Origin of the sequence: Microcoleus sp. N3A4, assembly GCF_036701805.1 — a bacterium.
GTDB lineage: Bacteria > Cyanobacteriota > Cyanobacteriia > Cyanobacteriales > Microcoleaceae > Microcoleus.
Genome location: NZ_JAUBRJ010000005.1, coordinates 1 through 19589, shown reverse-complemented (window position 1 = coordinate 19589; position 19589 = coordinate 1). Strand labels below are relative to the sequence as shown.

19 protein-coding genes are annotated in these 19589 nt (G+C 47.1%); 11 read left to right on the top strand and 8 right to left on the bottom strand.

Annotated elements, in window-relative coordinates; translation table 11 throughout:
• Positions 1 to 369: a translation initiation factor gene (locus tag QUA56_RS04490; RefSeq protein ID WP_333353788.1), complete on the bottom strand. Its 369-nt coding sequence runs from the start codon at positions 367 to 369 to the stop codon at positions 1 to 3.
• A 240-nt stretch (positions 370 to 609) separates the two neighbouring features.
• On the opposite strand from QUA56_RS04490, the gene trpB reads away from it, so the two are divergent.
• From trpB to QUA56_RS04475, 3 genes are all read left to right on the top strand, one after another.
• Complete coding sequence (gene trpB / locus QUA56_RS04485) at positions 610 to 1848, top strand: tryptophan synthase subunit beta (protein ID WP_333353786.1); 1239 nt, start codon at positions 610 to 612, stop codon at positions 1846 to 1848.
• Between the two features lie 69 nt (positions 1849 to 1917).
• Entirely contained in the window at positions 1918 to 2424 is a 507-nt protein-coding gene (locus QUA56_RS04480; protein WP_333353783.1) for a CAP domain-containing protein, read from the top strand.
• Between the two features lie 308 nt (positions 2425 to 2732).
• Positions 2733 to 3365 carry a ribonuclease D gene (locus QUA56_RS04475; RefSeq protein ID WP_333353780.1) on the top strand — a complete coding sequence of 211 codons (633 nt, stop codon included), beginning with the start codon at positions 2733 to 2735 and terminating at the stop codon, positions 3363 to 3365.
• A gap of 421 nt (positions 3366 to 3786) precedes the next feature.
• Here the strand turns inward: QUA56_RS04475 and QUA56_RS04470 are convergent, their stop codons facing one another.
• Together QUA56_RS04470 and QUA56_RS04465 are read right to left on the bottom strand one after the other, a co-directional pair.
• Positions 3787 to 4869: a GspE/PulE/PilB domain-containing protein gene (locus tag QUA56_RS04470; RefSeq protein ID WP_333353775.1), complete on the bottom strand. Its 1083-nt coding sequence runs from the start codon at positions 4867 to 4869 to the stop codon at positions 3787 to 3789.
• Positions 4870 to 5290: 421 nt separating this feature from the next.
• Positions 5291 to 6436 (bottom strand): HetZ-related protein 2, encoded by a 1146-nt coding sequence (locus tag QUA56_RS04465; RefSeq protein WP_333353772.1) that lies wholly within the window; start codon positions 6434 to 6436, stop codon positions 5291 to 5293.
• Positions 6437 to 6615: 179 nt separating this feature from the next.
• Here QUA56_RS04465 and glyS point away from each other — a divergent pair, with 179 nt between their 5' ends.
• The 3 genes from glyS (at position 6616) to murD (ending at position 10721) form a co-directional block, all read left to right on the top strand.
• Positions 6616 to 8799 (top strand): glycine--tRNA ligase subunit beta, encoded by a 2184-nt coding sequence (glyS, locus tag QUA56_RS04460; protein ID WP_333353770.1) that lies wholly within the window; start codon positions 6616 to 6618, stop codon positions 8797 to 8799.
• A gap of 316 nt (positions 8800 to 9115) precedes the next feature.
• Positions 9116 to 9274, top strand: a complete 159-nt coding sequence (locus QUA56_RS04455) for a hypothetical protein (protein ID WP_333353767.1) — start codon at positions 9116 to 9118, stop codon at positions 9272 to 9274.
• Between the two features lie 88 nt (positions 9275 to 9362).
• Positions 9363 to 10721: a UDP-N-acetylmuramoyl-L-alanine--D-glutamate ligase gene (gene murD / locus QUA56_RS04450; RefSeq protein ID WP_333353764.1), complete on the top strand. Its 1359-nt coding sequence runs from the start codon at positions 9363 to 9365 to the stop codon at positions 10719 to 10721.
• An 83-nt stretch (positions 10722 to 10804) separates the two neighbouring features.
• Here the strand turns inward: murD and QUA56_RS04445 are convergent, their stop codons facing one another.
• From QUA56_RS04445 to QUA56_RS04430, 4 genes are all read right to left on the bottom strand, one after another.
• Entirely contained in the window at positions 10805 to 10975 is a 171-nt protein-coding gene (locus QUA56_RS04445; RefSeq protein WP_333353762.1) for a hypothetical protein, read from the bottom strand.
• 36 nt (positions 10976 to 11011) lie between these two features.
• Positions 11012 to 11374, bottom strand: a complete 363-nt coding sequence (locus QUA56_RS04440) for a hypothetical protein (protein ID WP_333353759.1) — start codon at positions 11372 to 11374, stop codon at positions 11012 to 11014.
• Entirely contained in the window at positions 11343 to 11525 is a 183-nt protein-coding gene (locus QUA56_RS04435; protein ID WP_333353756.1) for a hypothetical protein, read from the bottom strand. Before QUA56_RS04435 ends, QUA56_RS04440 begins: the two co-directional genes overlap by 32 nt.
• 178 nt (positions 11526 to 11703) lie before the next feature.
• Positions 11704 to 12114: an MAPEG family protein gene (locus QUA56_RS04430; RefSeq protein WP_333353753.1), complete on the bottom strand. Its 411-nt coding sequence runs from the start codon at positions 12112 to 12114 to the stop codon at positions 11704 to 11706.
• 31 nt (positions 12115 to 12145) lie between these two features.
• Here QUA56_RS04430 and QUA56_RS04425 point away from each other — a divergent pair, with 31 nt between their 5' ends.
• The 3 genes from QUA56_RS04425 (at position 12146) to QUA56_RS04415 (ending at position 15126) form a co-directional block, all read left to right on the top strand.
• Entirely contained in the window at positions 12146 to 12292 is a 147-nt protein-coding gene (locus QUA56_RS04425; protein ID WP_333353750.1) for a hypothetical protein, read from the top strand.
• Positions 12293 to 12527: 235 nt separating this feature from the next.
• Entirely contained in the window at positions 12528 to 13550 is a 1023-nt protein-coding gene (locus tag QUA56_RS04420) for a DUF389 domain-containing protein (protein WP_333353747.1), read from the top strand.
• 19 nt (positions 13551 to 13569) lie between these two features.
• Complete coding sequence (locus QUA56_RS04415; RefSeq protein ID WP_333353744.1) at positions 13570 to 15126, top strand: sodium:proton antiporter; 1557 nt, start codon at positions 13570 to 13572, stop codon at positions 15124 to 15126.
• A 48-nt stretch (positions 15127 to 15174) separates the two neighbouring features.
• On the opposite strand, the gene QUA56_RS04410 is transcribed toward QUA56_RS04415, so the two are convergent.
• Positions 15175 to 16923: an ABC transporter ATP-binding protein gene (locus tag QUA56_RS04410; protein WP_333353742.1), complete on the bottom strand. Its 1749-nt coding sequence runs from the start codon at positions 16921 to 16923 to the stop codon at positions 15175 to 15177.
• Between QUA56_RS04410 and QUA56_RS04405 the strand changes: the two genes are divergently transcribed.
• The gene (locus QUA56_RS04405) at positions 16900 to 17154 is read left to right on the top strand and encodes a hypothetical protein (protein WP_333353740.1); all 255 of its coding nucleotides are present in this window, start codon (positions 16900 to 16902) and stop codon (positions 17152 to 17154) included. The two genes, QUA56_RS04410 and QUA56_RS04405, sit on opposite strands and share 24 nt — an antisense overlap.
• 426 nt (positions 17155 to 17580) lie before the next feature.
• Positions 17581 to 19281 carry a chaperonin GroEL gene (gene groL / locus QUA56_RS04400; protein ID WP_333353736.1) on the top strand — a complete coding sequence of 567 codons (1701 nt, stop codon included), beginning with the start codon at positions 17581 to 17583 and terminating at the stop codon, positions 19279 to 19281.
• Positions 19282 to 19589 lie beyond the last annotated feature (308 nt).

The window sequence follows — 19589 nt, the reverse complement described above, 5'->3', positions numbered from 1 at the left end:
TCATCCTCCACTAACTTTAGCTTTGTAGCCGAGTTTTTTGAGAATTTCGAGAAGTTGTTGAGATCGATCGCCCTGAAGTTCGATTTCATTTTCCTTAACCGTCCCTCCTGCACCGCATTGAGCTTTAAGCTGCTTTGCCAAAGCTGCCAAAGTTTCAGGTTTTCCCTGAAACCCGGTGATGACAGTGACAGTTTTGCCGCCGCGGCCTTTCCGAGACGCTTGCACTCTCAAATTTTGTTGAGCAGGCGGGACTTCGGCAACTCCTCTTTCGAGGGCGGCCGAATTGTCAACACTGCCAAACTCGGAGTAAACTATTCGTTTGCCGTCTGTCGTCTTGATATCAGAATCTTTGCGTTTTTGTGCTGCCATATGTTAAAATGCCTGAACTTTTTTTACGGGTATTTCTAGTTTTAGGGAATTGGGGTATGGTTGCGATCGCTCGTTTGCGATTCCATTTTCTACCTATTGTATTAACCCGTCAAGGATTGAAAGAATTATAATGAAATTTGTTCGATCGGCTCAAGTCCACAACCGATTTGGTACGATCGACACCAAGCCTCTAGCTTACCCGCGAATCTAAAAAATCTAAAATCTAAAATCTAAAATCCAATGACTGTCACCCCCCTGCGTCTCACTCCCGAAACCAGCGCCCAACGCCCCGACTCCCTCGGCAGATTCGGCAAATTCGGCGGCAAATACGTCCCCGAAACCCTGATGCCGGCTTTATTCGAGCTAGAAGCGGCTTTCCACCAATACCGAAAAGACCCGGAATTCCAACAGCAACTCCAACAATTGCTTAAAGATTATGTCGGCCGCCCCAGCCCTTTGTATTTTGCCGAACGCCTCACAGAGCATTATGCTAAAGCAGACGGTACCGGCCCCCAAATTTACCTCAAACGCGAAGATTTAAACCACACCGGAGCTCACAAAATTAACAACGCTTTAGCTCAAGCACTGCTGGCAAAACGCATGGGCAAAAAGCGGGTAATTGCTGAAACTGGTGCCGGTCAACACGGCGTTGCTACTGCCACAGTTTGCGCTCGTTTCGGTATAGAATGCGTTGTCTACATGGGCGTTCACGACATGGAAAGACAGGCTTTAAATGTGTTTAGAATGCGCTTGATGGGTGCCGAAGTGCGGCCGGTGGCGGCTGGTACGGGAACGCTGAAAGATGCGACTTCCGAAGCGATTCGCGACTGGGTGACAAATGTCGAAACAACTCATTACATTCTCGGTTCCGTAGCGGGCCCGCATCCTTACCCGATGATGGTACGCGATTTCCATGCGGTAATCGGTCAAGAAACGCGGGATCAGTGTCAGGAAAAGTGGGCTGGTTTGCCGGATATTTTATTAGCTTGCGTCGGCGGCGGTTCTAATGCAATGGGTCTTTTTCACGAGTTTGTCGGGGAAGAAACTGTGAGATTGATCGGTATTGAAGCGGCGGGCGAAGGTGTGGATACGGACAAACACGCTGCTACTTTGACTAAGGGAAGTGTGGGAGTTCTGCACGGGGCGATGAGTTATTTGCTGCAAGATAATGAAGGCCAAGTGATTGAGCCGCATTCGATTAGTGCGGGTTTGGATTATCCGGGCGTGGGGCCGGAACACAGTTATTTGAAGGATGCCGGCAGAGCTGAATATTATAGCGTAACTGATGCAGAAGCGCTGGGAGCATTTCAGCGGCTTTCGCAGTTGGAGGGGATTATTCCGGCTTTGGAAACTGCTCACGCGATCGCCTATTTGGAGATTCTGTGCCCGCAGCTAACAGGCAATCCGCGGATTGTGCTTAACTGTTCGGGACGCGGCGACAAAGACGTGAACACTGTGGCGAAGATTCTCGATATCTAGTTTAGCGGAATTGTGGGCGATCGCCCTGTAGGAATCGGTAACAATTAACTTTATTTCTCGTTTGATTTCATGTCTAAAGGTTTGATTTCGATTTGTTTGGGATTGTTGACAATCCTGCCTAATTGTGATACGTCCATTCCTGCGCGATCGCTGCCACAAACTCCCATGAATACTAATGTTGCTTCGAGTTCAATTACTGACTTAGAAAAAGCGGTTAACCAACAGATAAATCAATACCGAGCATCTAAAAAGTTGCCGCCGCTGAATATCGATCCGCGAATTACTAAGCAAGCAAGAATTCACAGCGAAAATATGGCTAGCGGTAAAGTACGTTTCAGCCACGATGGATTTGAAGGGCGGGCGAAAGCAATTACTATTCCTTATCAAAGTGTAGCTGAAAATGTTGCTTACAATATGGGCTACAGCGACCCGGTACGCAATGCTGTTGATGGTTGGATTAAAAGTGAGGGCCACCGCAAGAATATGGAGGGTCAGTTTAATTTGACTGGAATTGGGATTGCAAAAAATGCCAAAGGCGAGTATTATTTTACTCAGCTTTTTGTTCGCAGTCGGTAAGCGGAAGGAAGGCACGACACTGATTCGGACACGGATACACGGATTAATTAGCGAGTGTGACGTAGATGCTGAAGTTAGAAGGAAGAGGGAAGAGGGAAGAAGGCCGTCAACAGTCAACAGTCAACCGATTTTAGATTTTAGATTTTAGATTTTAGATTTTTAACAGTTAACAGTCAACAGTTAACAGTCAACAGTCAACAGTCAACAGTCAACAGTCAACAGTTAACAGTTAACAGTCAACAGTCAACAGTCAACAGTTAACAGTCAACAGTCAACAGTCAACAGTCAACAGTCAACAGTTACCAATAATGGAATTTGCAGATTTTCAAGTGTGCGACGGCGATATTCCCGATTCTCTTTTATCTTATTATTTGACTGCTCCGGCGATCGCCGTTGATACGGAAACAATGGGTTTGCTACCGTGGCGCGATCGCTTGTGTTTGGTGCAGTTGTGCAATCCCGAAGGTAAAGTTGCAGTGGTGCGGATTGCCAAAGGCCAGACATCAGCACCGAATTTAAAGAAGTTAATGGAAGCCGAAAATATTGAAAAAGTATTTCATTTTGCGCGCTTTGATATGGCAACAATGCGTTACAATTTAAGTATTGACATTGCACCAGTTTTCTGTACGAAAATAGCTAGTAAACTTGCTAGAACTTATACCAACCGACACGGATTGAAAGAATTAATTATAGAACTCGAAAAGGTAGAATTAAATAAAACATCTCAAAGTTCCGACTGGGGAAATGCGACTAATCTTTCTGACGATCAACTAAATTATGCTGCTAACGATGTCCGCTATTTGCTGAGCGCTAAACAAAAGTTGACTGCTATGTTGCAGCGAGAAGAACGCTGGGAAGTTGCACAGCAATGTTTTCAATGTTTGCCGGTTTTTATAACTTTGGATTTATTGCAGTACAAGGATGTTTTCGAGCACGGATAATATGGTGTCCGGTTGATTCATTCTTGTATATGTCTGTAGGAGCGGGTTTTACAGATAATAACTTCCTAAAACCCAAAATCTCCTAAACCCGCCCCCACGCAGGGCGGCAAATCGCAATCTACCTCTTTCAATATACAAGGGGCGGGTTTCATGGAAGCTTGGCTTCGCAGAGCAAGAGTGACATCGGTTCCCCGCCTCTTCTTGGGAACCAGTTAATACCAATTCTCCAAAATCTTGCAACAGTTATGAGTTTTTGGTTTGTTTACGCTCACCCGCTCGTGTAAGGTGCGTCGCTGTGAGATTGTCGCTTTTTTTGAGAATTAGTGTGGGGCGACGCACCCTACAGCTACTGTTGCATGACTTTTAAAAATTGGTATAATCTAGAATCTAAAATCTAAAATCTAAAATCGATCGGCTATTACTAATCGGGATTTTTTTCGTGCAGCAAAGCTTCAATTTGGTCGTCAACATTTCTAATCACCTGTTCCAAAGCGGGCAACCCCTCTAAAGGCACAGGAGAAAGCCGAGTTCGATCGCGAATTTGATTAACTTTGCGCTGCAATTCTTCGGCCAGCCGCAGCGCATCCCGACTCAAAGTAGACAACTGCTGCTGTTGGTAAAACCTCAAAGCTGCCCCCCGCAACACTTGCAGCGTGGCTTCTTCCTTGCCGCCGACCGCCATTACCCGCAAGCGCAACAGCAAATGAGTGTTTTGATATATGCGTTCAACTTCGACTTGTTTGGGCTGTTCCACCGGGCAAACAGGCATATCTGTCAGCCGCTTCAACTCGTCGATGACCTCTTGGAACAGGACGAGATCGATACCTTCGATCATCGATTTCAAAACGCCGTCTTGACTCCAAAGAATGCGACCTTGGGACTGGTGCCGCTCAAAAAACAAGCGGCCTATACCCTCTAGCAGCACTCTACCGAGCAATTCTTGCAGCAGTTGGGGCGCGGGCAAAGTTGCCAAAACTTGGACAGGGCTTGACAAGTGCAAGGCCTTGACATCCAACACGGACAGTTCGGCAGTTGTCGGGGAAACCTCAGCGCCAGGAGGTTTAATTGCAGCAGTGACCCTTTTAAACCGATCGCTCGCGGGCATCGAGGGTTCGTACCCAGACAGCAGCGTTTCTGCTTTGGGGCCTGAAGTTGCTGGTGCGGGATTTTTGGGTGTTGGGGCTGCTGCGGTTACTGTCTGGCTGGGTGTTCGGAGCTGGCTCCCGTGGAGCAAGTAAGCTGAGAGCATCGAGCGCTGAGTTTCCGAGGCAATTGGCTCGGTTGTGACTGAGCAATTCATGTAAGCTAAAATCCGCTGCACGTAGTCCAAGGCGGAGTCATCTTGGGCATCGACTACGCCCAATTTAAACCGATTACCTTCTAGAGATAAAGGCAAAACTTGATAGTAAAGGCAAGCTTCAAAGGGGACAACTGTGTCGATTAGTTGAAAGATTCGATCGGAGTCCATTGTAGCTGCTGAGTCTGTTGAAGGTGTATGTACCATTAGCTGCTTTGTAGTTGGAAGCGCGATCGAGCGCGACGCACCAACCTGATGCGAAAAAATTTAACGCTGCAACTTCCCTGACGGAGGAATTGGTCTAACAACCGGAAGCTTTTATTAAATAAAATTCTTTAGTCCCAGAAATTTCTCCCTTCTGTTTTGCAGCCTCAAATTCTACCAAAAAATTGACAACTAGATGATGACTAGCGCAGTCTAGACCAACTATCACCGATCGCGCGAGATTGATTCCCGTGCATGGCAACGACAGAATTATGTCTTTAATGCACAAGTATTACAAATGCACCCCAATCTATGATTTACGGGCAACCGTTTAATTTAGGATTGGTTAAAAAATCCTGAAAAGTCGATCGCGCTGCTAGTATCTTATCCTACGCAGCAGCGATCGCCATTAATTGCCTTGCCGTTAACCTTCGAGGGGCGAGAGCGAATTGCGGAGGGATTGAGCTGCTAAATAGAGTTTGCTCCACTCGCCGATGACTTGATTGGTTTTCAGCTTTAATTCAGATGCGATCGTCTCTACACTTTTCCCTGCTTTGAGCGATTCTACCAACTGCCGCTGAACCGGCGTGAGGTTTTGTAAATATTGCTGCCACTGAGCGGGAGTCAAGCCCAAACTGTGTTCTTTGAGCGAAGTTTCCAGCCAGTTGGCGACTAATTCCGGTGCTTGTTTGACAGCAAAAACGCGAATCGCGTGGTAACTAACTTTTTCTCGCAAGCGGTAAATTTGCTTCACCGGAACGTTCAAATCCTCGGCAATTGCCTCTTGGGAACGGCCTTGCAGGTAAAGCCGCAGCCACTGGGAAGCCAGCGGATCGACTTCAGCGGCCAAGTAATTCTCAAATTCTTGTTGGACAATCTGCCGCTGAGTTTGCTGCTCTTCCCAAGCTTGATTTTCTCGATACTCAGACATCGCCTGTTCGTCTAGCAGGCTGAGCGGTTCGTCTGTATCGTCGGGTAGAACCTGTTCCGACACCAGCCGCACCCAGTCTCCCGCAGGCACTTGCGTCAACCCGCCCCGCTGGGAACGCCGCAGGTAGTTGACAAAGCGGTACACTAGCAGCGGCTGGTTGCGGATCGGCCGCAAGCAGTATTCTTCTGTGCTTGCTAGCAGCAAAGAATTTCGCAGGCGTCTGTCTGAGGTGCATTCGGCAATCCAGGCGACTTGCTGCTGGAGGTAGCGATCGGAATTGAGCATTTCCTGAATCACTTCTTGGAGTACCTCCACCGCACTCCGCTGTCTGTCGCGACTCAGGGAAACCCACGCTTGGATTTTTTGCCGCAGCATCACCAAACCGCCGAGCCGCCCGATCAAGTTGCGGTAAGCTTTTTCTGGCGGTACTCCCAGATACCGAGAAATCAAAATTCGATATAAAAAGTCGATCGCCCCAGAGGCGACAGACAATTGAGTTGGGCTAAGAGTGTCAAATCTTTCGGGCTTGTCTCCCAACAGCCAGCGGACAACACTCTCGCGGGTGCTAGAATTTTCGTCCGGGCAATCTTGTTCAAGTCGAGACTTCCAATCTTGTGCCAGTCTTTGGGCCAAGGTCATGAGCTGTTGAGCTATTTGTCTTTCACCCCCGATTTTACGTGGTATCCTGGATTTTTGAGTATTTTTCAGATATACGATCCTCTTCGAGGGCTTTCCTTCGGATCGCGAAAGCTAACGCCAACGCGCGATCGGATAAATTACCTTAAATTACCCTAAACAAAATTCCATTACGGTGCGATATGCCTAACTTTTTATTAGAACTCGGTACGGAAGAATTGCCCGCATCTTTTGTCACAGGCAGCGCCCAGCAGTGGCAGCGACTTGTACCTGCAACTCTGGCAGAAGAATCCTTGACAAATGACTCAATTAATGTATACGCTACTCCGAGGCGTTTGGCAGTTCTCGTGAAAGGACTGCCAGTTAAGCAATTAGACAGAGAAGAAGAGGTAAAAGGGCCGCCCGCAAGTTCGGCTTTTAAAGATGGCAAACCGACGAAAGCAGCCGAAGGTTTTGCGAAAAAGCAGGGCGTAGAAATTGATGCTTTAGAAGTTCGCGCTACCGATAAAGGCGATTTTGTGTTTGTGCTGAAAAAGATTCCGGGGCGGATGAGTGCGGATATTTTGGCTGAACTTGTACCGCAGTGGATTAATAAGTTAGAAGGCAAAAGATTCATGCGGTGGGCTGACGGAGATTTGAAGTTTCCGCGCCCAATTCGATCGATCGCGGCACTGTTTGATGATACTGTACTGCCAATTACATTGGTGAGCGGTTCGGATACGGTCAAGAGCGATCGAATTTCCCAAGGACACCGGGTGTTATACACCCCCCCTACACCCCCCCTTGGCAAGGGGGGGACGGGGGGGGTCTCGATTCCGCAAGCCGAGGATTATGTCGAGTGTCTGCGGGCTGCTTGCGTGGAGGTCGATCGAACCCAGCGCAAAAATCAAATTAAAGCACAAGTAGAAGCCGCAGCAACAAAACAAGGCGGTTACGCCGACATTACCGAAGATTTGTTAGAAGAAGTCACCGACTTAGTAGAATGGCCTAACGCAGTTGTCGGCAAATTTGACGAGGATTTTTTGATATTGCCGCCGGAAGTAATCACCACAATTATTGTCACCAATCAGCGGTATTTTCCCATTCTCAAAAGTCCCGATTATCCCGAACTGCTGCCCTATTTCATTACCATTTCCAACGGCGATCCTGCTAAAGCGGCGATTATAGCCGCCGGTAACGAGCGAGTCGTGCGGGCGAGATTGGCAGACGGTCAGTTTTTCTACAAAGCAGACTTGGTAAAGCCTCTAGAGGATTATTTGCCCAAGTTGGCAACAGTTACTTTCCAGGAAGATTTAGGGACTGTGCGCGCAAAGGTCGATCGGCTGTGCAAGATTGCCAGTTTAATTGTAAATCAACTGCAAATCACAGACGAAGAACAAGCTTACATAGCAAGAGCAGCCTTACTTTGTAAAGCCGACCTCGTAACCCAAATGGTTTACGAACTTCCCGAAATGCAAGGAATCATGGGGCAGAAATACGCCTTAGCAAGCGGCGAACCGGAAGCAGTAGCCACAGCAATTTTTGAACATTATTTGCCCAAAGGTGCGGGCGACAATTTGCCGCAAACTCTGACAGGTCAAATTGTCGGAATAGCCGATAAATTAGATACATTAGTCAGCATCTTCGGCTTGGGAATGTTGCCGACAGGTTCATCCGATCCTTTTGCCCTGCGCCGCGCCGCTAATGCAATCACTAACATTATTTGGGCGGCTCAGTTGCCCATCAATTTACACCAGTTGCTCGCAGAAGTTGTTGCCGAATTTACCGCAGCGCGCCCGGAAACATCGGCGGAATTGCTATCGCAGTTATACGAGTTTTTTCTGCAAAGGATTCGGACTTTGTTGCAAGAAGAAAAGAATGTAGATTATGATTTGGTGAATGCAGTTTTGGGAGAAAATGACCCAGAATATACGGAACGAGCATTAAGAGATTTGTTAGACGCACTGGAAAGAGCGCTTTTTCTGCAACAAATCCGCAATGACAATACATTGGATCTGATTTACGAAACAGTCAACCGTTCAACTCGTTTGGCGGCTCAAGGTGATTTGGATAAAGTTGAATTGGAACCGAAAAATGCGGTGAAACCGGAGTTATTTCAAAAGTCGTCCGAACAAGCTTTCTATGATGCAGTCGTGCAGTTAGTGCCGCAAACTCTGCTATCCAAACAAACTCGGAATTACCAGCAGTTGGTAGATAGTTTGACTGAGATTGCTCCGACTGTCAGCAACTTTTTCGACGGCCCAGAAAGCGTTTTGGTGATGGATTCTGACCCGGAAATTAAGCAAAATCGGTTGAATTTACTGGGGTTGTTGCGGAATCACGCGCGGGTGTTAGCTGACTTTGGGGCGATCGTCAATCGATTTTAGATTTTGGATTTTAGATTTTAGAATTTAACTGGTTTCCAGGCTCTGCCTGGGAACCCATATCCAGAGGCTCTGCCTCGCTCTTGAAAAGGGAAGATATGAACAATGAATGAGAAACAACAGATTCGTAAATGGGCGCAAATGTCAAACGCCAGTTTCTGGCTAGCGCCACTCGTTGTTACCATATACTATCTAGTATATAAAGAAAACCCTCCGATCGAGGAGATATATTTATTTGTAATGGTGGCGCTTACTGCGGCCGGATTATCATATCAGCTTCGCTGTTTATCCAGAGAGATTGTCCGGTTAGAAGAAAAAATTGAACAACTTGAAAGATGCACTCCTTGAAAAACTCAAAAAAAGGTCGCTCGAAATCACAAAAGAGGACACGGCAGTGCCGTTTCCCTACGAATTAGGACACGGCAGTGCCGTTTCCCTACAAATAAATATCGCGTGCGATCGCCCTATTCCAAATTAAGCACAATGGCCAATAGCCAAAAACCAATGCAAGGTTAAGATATAAACTTATAAAACCAGGGAAGTTCGCTCCATCACACACACAGCTTATGCCGATCGCTCATATCATTGGACTAGGAAAATCAGGAATTGCCGCCGCCAGACTGCTCAAACGCGAAGGATGGGAAGTAACGCTGAGCGATCGCTCATCTTCCCCAAACTTGCTCAAACAGCAACAGGAATTCGCTAACGAAGGAATTCATGTTGAGCTAGGTCAATCTTTTGAACCAGTCGAATCTATAGAATTAATAGTAGTAAGTCCGGGCGTTCCGTGGGACAGTCCAGCATTAGTGCGCGCCAGAGAGTTAGGCATTGAAACAATCGGAGAAATGGCTCTCGCATGGCGTTACCTCAAATCTCCTTGGGTGGGAATTACCGGCACTAACGGCAAAACTACTACTACTGCTTTAATTGCTGCTATTTTTGCAGAGGCCGGGCTTTACGCTCCCGCTTGCGGCAATATTGGCTATGCTGCGTGCGAATTAGCTTTAGCCGAAAAACCGCCGGATTGGGTAATCGCAGAAATTAGCAGCTATCAGATAGAATCCTCGCCGTTTGTAGCGCCGCGCATCGGAGTTTTGACGACTTTGACGCCGGATCACCTCAGCCGCCACAAAACTTTGGAAAATTACTACAACATTAAAGCGCATTTGCTGAAAAAGTCGGAATTGCAAGTAATCAACGGCGACGATCCTTGTTTGCGGCAACAAGGAGTTGACATTTGGCCGGATGCGTGTTGGACGAGTGTCAAAGGTGAAAAAGAACTGTTGGGAAATACAGATTTTGGAGCCTATATTCAAGATGGTTGGGTAATAGCTCAAAGCGAGAAAATTTTGCCTGCTGATTCTTTGCGGATGGTGGGAGAACACAATTTGCAGAATTTGTTAATGGCGGTGGCGGCGGCTAATTTGGCGGGGATAGATAAAAGTGCGATCGCCCGGGCGATCGCTAAATTCCCCGGAGTTTCGCACCGCCTCGAACACATCTGCACTTGGGAAGGCATAGATTTCATCAACGACAGCAAAGCTACTAATTACGACGCCGCCCAAGTCGGGTTGGCTTCTGTTAGCGCACCGGCGATTTTAATTGCGGGCGGCGACGCCAAAGAAGGGGACGATCGCGCGTGGATTGATACAATCAAGGCGAAAGCTGCTGCTGTGCTGTTAATTGGAGATGCAGCGAGTCTTTTTGGCGATCGGCTCAAACAAGCCAATTACAACGCTTGGGAAATAGTCGAAACAATGGAACGAGCAATCCCGAGAGCCGCAGAATTAGGCAGACAAAATCATGCTAAAGTAGTGCTGCTTTCGCCAGCTTGTGCTAGCTTCGATCAATACCAAAACTTCGAGCAGCGGGGCGATCATTTCCGTCAATTATGCCTCGAATCGCTTGCTAAAGAGTACAGCTAGATATAGATCGCAAGCGATATTTGTAGGGACACGGCAATGCCGTGTCCCTACAGATATCTGCGACTTTGTAGATGCGTAAGTCTTCAAACTGTCTTCCAAATATCCTTAATTCTAGCCTGCTCTTCCCATTCTAGCTCACCAAAAACTATCATTATTTCCTCATGAGTATAATCAATAATGATTGCCGCCAAATGAGCAGCGGTTTCCGCTTCCAGCATGACTGTTTTTAACTTTGCCATTGCCTCTTTATCCATTAGCACTAAACTTTGAATATTGACCTCACTTTTATTTTAATTGTGTCTGCAAATGTCTTTTAATTTGGTCTGAAAATCAGCAATCTGAGCAGCACTTATTGTATCAAAATTGCGCGAAGATATTTTTAATTCTTGCCTGCAAAGCTGAGAGCGCAATTTTTCATCAATCTCCAGAATCTCACCTTCAGAAGCGACATTTTTTTGCAACAAAGTTGCGATTTCTCTTTCCAGTTGGCGATTTCCTTGCTGAAAGAAATCTTGAGAGTTAGAACGAAACAAACCGCTATTGACTTGCTGAATTTGGCTGGGTGTGAGCGATTGAGCCGAGACAGCAGCCGGAAATACAAAAGATGCTGTCAGCCACCAGCTAGGAATTATCTGTTTGAGAATGCTGTTCATCACTGTCGGGAGGAGTTTTTGCCTCAGTTGGTTTCTCGTCTTCTGACTCGCTTGCTAATTCATCTTCTCGTTCAAGTTTTTCTTGCCACTCGACAAGCTGCTGAAAAAGTTTCGGGTTAATTTCAAATACGGGTTTGTTGGTTTCTGACATATTCACTCCTAACATTTATTACATTTAACTGGTTCCCAGGCTCTGCCAGGGAACCGCTGTCGAGAGGCTCAGCCTCGATTTTTCAGCAGGAAAATTGGAGGCTGAGCCTCGGGATCTGCGTTATCAGGCAGAGCCTGGAAACGAGTAGAGAAACAATTATGTCGATCGGAAGCTACGCTCAAACCTTCAGCAGCGACATAATTATGCCAGTTAAGGAACCACCAAGCAAAGCTAAAATAGCTAAGGAACTAATGCCAAATCCAGCAGCTCTTTTTTCGGCAGCTTGATAGTAACCCCAAGCAAACAAAATGCGTCCAATTATCCAAACTGCGCCGATACCTGCGCCCCAAATTGGGCTGATAAATTGCGAGAACAGCCACAGCGAGGGCAAAAATAGAATCATTTGCTCTAAGGTATTTTGCTGAACTCGCACCACTCGCTCAAAGTCCGGGTTTCCTGTCATCTGCGGGGGAGAAACTTTGTGTTTGAATCTAGCTCTGCTGACGTTGATGGTAACAACGAAATAGAGAATTAATGCTGAAACAGTAATTAGACTAGGCCAAAGTGTCGCGTTTGCTTCTGCGAGCATGATTCGGTATTATTGAGGTGGAGTAGATATCTTGATTATAAATCAATTATTGCCGATCGCGTTATTCATCGCGATCTTGTCATTCAAGGCAGGGGATTTGATTCAACTGCTGGGTATTAGTGGCGCGGCAATTGCTTTAGAGTTCCGGGACATCCTCGAAAACTTGCTGGGATTTTGATTCTTTTGACTTCACCTGCACAGGGATACAAGCCCCCGACTCTTGTCGTGAGCAGCTCCAAATTTTAGACCGTAGTTCAAGCTCCTAGATTCATCTGTAGAGTAAATCTAAAATCTAGAATCTAGAATCTAAAATCTAAAATTTGTGGAGTAAATCTAAAATCTAAAATCTAAAATCTAAAATCGACTGACCGCACCTGCATAGAGATACAAGCCCCCGACTTAAGGAGATTATTTTGCTCAACAATATTCGAGACCGTCTTAAATATTTCACCAGGAGCAGGATTGCTCCAGAGCATTTAAAGCAAATACGAGTTGACTTGTTGGAAGAATCAATCCTAGATATTAACTATCTTGTCTTAATTCTCGGCTCCTGTATAATTGCCACCTTTGGACTGCTTGCCAATAGTGCAGCCGTCATTATCGGTGCTATGATCGTTGCGCCTCTGATGTTGCCAATCCGAGGGTTAGCATTTGGAGCGGTAGAAGGTAACGTTCTCATCTTCCGCAAAGGTTTAGTTGCATTAGCAGTCGGGACGGTGCTAGCAATTTTTCTAGCTTGTTTTTTGGGCGCTTTGGTACAAATTCCCGACTTTGGGAGCGAAGTTCTAGCTCGTTCTAAACCTACATTACTAGACTTAGGAATTGCGATCGCCGCTGGGGGAATCAGCGGCTATGCGAAAGTTCAGCCCAAAGTTTCTGCTACTCTGGCGGGAACTGCGATCGCGGTGGCTCTGATGCCGCCAATTTGTGTTGTAGGTTTAGGCTTGTCTCAAGCTAATTGGTCGCTCAGTTTGGGAGCCAGCCTCCTGTATCTTACTAATTTGCTGGGGATTACTCTCTCCTGTATGCTAACCTTTTTGATGGCCGGCTACACCCCCCTGCATCGCGCCCGTAAAGCCCTCTTTTGGGCGCTAGCATTGACGGCTATACTTGTAATTCCTCTGGGCGTGAGTTTTGCGGAATTGATCGAGCAAGCGCAACTCGAAGCCAGTCTGAAGCGGGCGTTGCTTAACCGAACTATTACTTTTCAACGGGTGGAACTGATTGCAACTGATACTAACTGGTTGGCGAAACCGCCGGAAGTTCGTCTGAGTGTTCGCAGCAGCGAAGCTTTGACAGCTAAACAGGTGCAGCTTTTAGAAGAATTTGTCGAAAAAGAAATGGGTCAAAAATTTACCCTGATTTTTCAAGTCAGCCAAGTTGAAGAAGTGCGGCGCTCAACCCTGAATAAGTCCCGATCGAAACCGAAATTTTAACTATTTTATCCCTAATTGTATGAGCCCAGAAACTCTAATTCACGAAGCGACTATCGAGGGCAATCTGAAGAAATTTCTTTTAGTGCTATTAGTTTCCTTAAGTGTGGCGATACTGCCGCAACTATGGGGCTGGTTGCGCCAAATTCCCTACACGCTGCTTTTAGTAATTGTCGGGTTGGGTTTGGCTTTTATAGATGTGCGATTGGTGTCGCTCTCGCCCGAACTGATTCTGTTGATTTTTTTGCCGCCTCTTTTGTTTGAAGCTGCTTGGAATCTGGAATGGTCTAAACTCAAGCGGGATTTAGTGCCGATCGCTCTTTATGCGGTTTTGGGTGTGGTTATTTCCGTTGCTGGCGTGGCTTTTGCTCTCAACCAAATAGCTGGAGTTTCTTTAGGAATCGCCCTTTTGGTAGGAGCTAGTATATCTGCTACAGATCCTGTTTCAGTTATTGCATTGTTCCGGGAACTGGGAGTTGAAAAACGCCTAGCTTTGCTGGTGGAGGGAGAGAGTTTATTTAATGATGGCATTGCTGTTGTTGCCTTTAGTTTTTTGGTGGGATTCTCTTTAGGGACGGATGAAGTTGGCATCCCATTTCTGGTGGGGCGTTTCTTAGCTTTTGTGGGAATTGGGATTGCTGTCGGGAGTGCGATCGGTTTTGGTATCTCCTATCTCACCCAACGGTTTGATTTACCTTTGGTGGAGCAATCGTTAACCTTAGTTTCAGCCTACGGCACTTATATAATTGTTGAGGAGTTGGGTGGTTCTGGGGTGATTGGTGTGGTGGTGATGGGCTTGATATTTGGAAATTTCGGCTCTCGTATCGGTATGCAACCCAGTACCAGACTGGCGGTAACACAATTTTGGGATTTTGTGGCGTTTTTTGTAAATTCGATCGTGTTCCTGCTGATTGGCGATCGAATTAGTTTTGCTGGTTTGGGAGCTAATTTAGGAGTCATTGGCATAACTGTGGCGGCGATGTTTGTGACACGAGCGATCGCTATTTTTGGTTTAGGATGGTTGAGCAATAGGTTGGCAAAATCAGAAATTTCATTAGCCGATAGAACTGTGATTTGGTGGGGAGGATTGCGGGGTTCTGTCTCGATTGCTTTAGCTTTGAGCGTGCCGGAGGTTTTCCCCGATCGACCAAAAATTATTGCGATCGTGTTTGGCATAGTTTTATTTACGCTGCTAGTACAAGGTTTAACCACCAAGGCGCTGCTGGAAAAATTGGGGTTGTTGAGCAACCAGGAGTTGCGTCAGAAGTATCTGGAGGCGATCGCCCAACGTGTTGCTCTCAATCGGGTTCTCAAGCATCTATTTGAAGTATCGGGCGATCGTAAAATCGAGCCTGAGTTTTCCAATCATCTCGTGAGTCAGCTTCAAGAAAAATTAAACTTGCTGCAAGCAGAAATCAACCAAATGTACGATCGCTCTCCTGAACTGCGGCAGATGACGATCGACAAACTCGAAGGGGATTTGCAGGCAATAGAAGCTGATACTTATGCTGAATTTGTGCGATCGGGTCAATTGAATGATCTGCCTGCTTCTGTGTTGCCAGAATTTTTAAAAGCTTGAAATAACTCAAGTCATGACTGCAAAACAGTTTGACACGATCGCCAAGGTTCAGTGCAGCAATTCCTCTAATTTTTGCTGGTTCCACAAATACTGATAAAGCCCTGTTTGCCCTACCAATTCTGCGTGAGTTCCGCTCTGAACTATTTCTCCCTTCTCCATCACAAAAATGCGATCGGCACTAGCCGCCGCCGACATTTGGTGCGAGATAAAAATCACCGTTTTGCGATCGGTTCCCGTTGCCAAATTATTCAAAATATCCGTAGCAGTTTGATTGTCAACGCTGGAAAGAGCGTCATCTAAAATCAGCACTGGAGCATCAACTAACAAAGCGCGAGCAAGTGCTGTCCGCTGCCGCTGTCCGCCAGATAAAGTAATTCCGCGCTCGCCGACAACAGTTTTGTACTGCTGCGGAAAGTTGAGGATTTCTGGGTGAATTTGGGCTTGTTTTGCCGCTGCTTCAATCTCCCGCTGTTCCGCTAAAGGATTCCCGTAGCGGATGTTATTTTTGATGCTAGTGCCGAAAAGAAAGCTTTCTTGGGGAACGTAGGCGATCGCCCCGCGCAATTCCTTCAATTGTACTTGAGTAATATCTAATCCGTCTACAAATAATTCACCTGCATCAATGTCCAGCAGTCGCGGTAGCGCATTAGCTAAAGTTGATTTTCCCGAGCCGATCGCCCCAACAATTGCGACAGTTTCTCCCGGTTTTATGGTAAAATTAACATCTTTAAGTGCGGGTGTCTTAGCGCCCGGATAAGTAAAATTTAGATGGCGAGCCGCAATTTCGCCTTTGACTGGAGTTGGCAGTTCAACTGCACCGGCAGCATCTTTAATTTGCGGTTCCACAGTCAGAATTGATTCGATGCGATCGACACTCACTTCTCCCCGCTGGTAAGCAGTAATTGTGAAACCCAACAGCGCCGTCGGAAACACCAAACGCTCGACATAAATCAGCAACGCCACAAAATCGCCAATACTAATTTCGCCCTTAGCAATTGCCCCGCCCCCGGCCGAAAGCAGCACCAACAAACTGAGGCTTGCCAAACCGCCCAGCAGGGGAAAAATAAAGTTTCTAGTTTTTGCTAATTCCAAGTTGGCTGATAGCAACTGTGCGTTGCAATCGCGAAAAGCTCGCCGTTCGTTTTCTTCTTGAGCGTAGATTTTAATTACAGAAATCCCGCTCATATCCTCCTGAATCAAATCGCTCATCGCTGACAGTTCTTCTTGCACGGCTAACTGTTGGATGCGAAGTTTGTCGCTAAATAACTGCACCAAAACTAGCATGAAAGGATAAACTGCGATCGCCAACAGCGTCAGCCGTAAATTAATGCCCAGCATCACCGGCAAACTCAAAGCATAGGCAAATGCCGTATTCGCCAAACTCAGCACCGCAAATCCCACCAAGCGGCGAATATTGTCCAAATCGGAAGTAGCGCGGTTAATTAAATCTCCTACCGTATTGGCTGCAAAATAAGACGGTTCTAATGTTAATAAATGATTAAATATTTGCTGTTTGAGGTCAAATTCAACTTGACGCCCCACGCCAAACAGCAAAATCCGCGACACCATCCGAATTACCCACATAATTGAGGCGAGGATCAGAATTAGTGCGACGTAGTTGAAAACTTGGTCAAATTTAGTCGCAATTTGGAGAGTGTCAACTGAATTCCGAATCAGCAGGGGAATATAAACGCCCACAGCATTGACAATTAACAGCGAAAAAATGCCCCAGAATGTGGGTTTCCAGTGCGGGCGCATATAAGAGCCGAGTTTTTGCAGTCGAGAATAACGAGCCATAGGAAGAAGGAAGAAGGAAGAAGGAAGAAGGAAGAAGGAAGAAGGAAGAAGGAAGAAGGAAGAAGGAAGGAGGAAGAAGGAAGAAGGAAGAAGGAAGAAGGAAGAAGGAAGAAGGAAGAAGGAAGAAGGAAGAAGGAAGAAGGAAGGAGGTTCGGCAGCGGATTTTGTAACGGATTTAACGGATGGATACTGAAGGAAGAAGGAGTCTTCCTCAAGGTTTTCAGCAATTAAGAACGTCCTAATAGTCTTGGCGGTTGCTATAGAAGGTAGAAGTTTGAAAAAAGAATAGAAGCTCTATCGAAAGGTAGATGACCGAAAACACAAGTTAAGAAATTTTAAATAAAAATTCTGCTTGGGGATGACGCGCCATAAAAGTTGGGTTTGGGGCCGAGCCAAAATTCGATCGACGAGATGTCACAAACCACATTATATCTGCGGGGACAGGATATCTGTGAGGACACGATATCTGCGGGGACAGGATATCTGTGAGGACACGGCAGTGCCGTGTCCCTACCCATTCGGAACGATCGCCCAAATCTCCAATCCGCCCCCGCAACCCCCCGCACCGCTGGGGCGCGCTACAATCTAAAATCGATCGGCTTAGCACTCAGACTCAGAGAGTGCTAAATTTGCTAATGTAAGCGATAGGAGACAAACATGACCAAAATAGTTGCATTTAGCGACAAATCTCGGCGGGCACTAGAACGCGGCGTCAATCAACTCGCCGATGCTGTCCGCATCACCTTGGGCCCCAAAGGCCGGAACGTCCTTTTAGAAAAAAAATACGGCGCTCCCCAAATCGTTAACGACGGTATCACCGTTGCTAGGGAAATCGAACTCGAAGACCCCCTGGAAAATGCCGGCGCTCGCTTAATTCAAGAAGTCGCCTCCAAAACTAAAGATATCGCAGGCGACGGCACTACAACCGCAACGGTTATAGCTCAATCCCTGATCCGCGAAGGTTTGAAGAATGTCGCTGCTGGCGCGAATCCAGTCGCGCTGCGCCGGGGTATTGAAAAAACGATCGCCCACTTGGTGCTGGAAATCGAGAAATTGGCGAAACCCGTCGAAGGGGCTGCAATTGCTCAGGTCGCCACTGTCTCCGCCGGTAACGACGAAGAAGTCGGCGCCATGATTGCTCAAGCAATGGAAAAAGTCACGAAAGACGGCGTAATTACTGTTGAAGAGTCGAAATCTCTGACCACAGAATTGGAAGTTGTCGAAGGGATGCAGTACGATCGCGGATATCTTTCTCCGTATTTCGTCACTAACACCGATCGCATGGAAGTTGAGTACGAAAACGCTCGCATCCTGATTACCGACAAAAAAATTAGCTCGATTCAAGAACTAATTCCAGTTCTCGAAAAAATCGCCCGCACCGGTCAACCGCTGCTAATTATCGCCGAAGATATTGAAGGCGAAGCTTTGGCAACTCTGGTAGTCAACAAAGCCCGCGGCGTATTGAATATTGCAGCAACCAAATCTCCCGGATTTGGCGACCGGCGCAAAGCTATGCTTCAAGATATCGCCGTGCTCACCGGCGGTCAACTGATTTCCGAAGAAGTCGGACTCAGCATCGATACCGCAACTCTAGAAATGCTCGGTACCGCCCGCAAAATTACGATCGACAAAGAAAACACCATCATTGTCGCTGGCGACGAACACAAAGCTGACGTGCAAAAACGGATCGAGCAAATCCGCAAGCAGCTAGAAGCGACGGATTCCGACTACGACAAGGAAAAGCTAACCGAACGCATCGCTAAACTCGCCGGCGGCATCGCTGTAATTAAAGTCGGCGCAGCTACCGAAACCGAGCTCAAAGACCGCAAACTGCGTATCGAAGACGCTCTCAACGCTACTAAAGCTGCTGTGGAAGAAGGTATCGTGGCTGGAGGCGGCACGACGCTACTTCACCTGATTACAAAAATAGATGCGATCGCACATACTTTAGACACCGAAGAACAAGTAGGCGCTGACTTGGTGAAGAAAGCTTTGGAAGCACCTTTGCGTCAAATTGCTGATAATGCCGGCGTTGAAGGTTCCATCGTCATCGAGCGAGTGCGGGCTAGCGAGTTCAACATTGGCTACAACGCTCTCACCGACGTGTACGAAGATATGATTGCCGCCGGGATTATTGACCCGGCTAAGGTGGTGCGATCGGCTTTGCAGAATGCCGGTTCCATTGCTGGTATGGTTTTGACCACTGAAGCTGTGATTGTCGAAAAACCCGAGAAGAAAAAAGCCGGCGGTGACATGGGCGACATGGGCGGCATGGGTGGCATGGGCGGCATGGGCGGTATGGGCGGCATGGGCGGCATGGGCGGCATGGGCGGCATGGGCGGCATGGGCATGATGTAGTCATCAGTCATTAGTCATCAGTCATTAGTCATTAGTCGTGAGTTTGCGGCTAAAAACTACCTGCTGATTGGTGGCTTTTGAGACAAAAAAGCCCTCTGTAGCGTCTGTAGGGTGCGCCTCGCGCACCTGACGCTATCGATAGACTAAGATTTTTCCCAAAAACCGCATCTCTCTCTCTTGGGCAATCTCTCCAATCTCCCCAATCTCCCAATCTCCCCCTCTCCCAATCTCCCCCTCTCCCCATCTCCCCCTCTCCCCATCTCCCCATCTCCCATCTCCCCCTCTCCCCATCTCCCCCTCTCCCCATC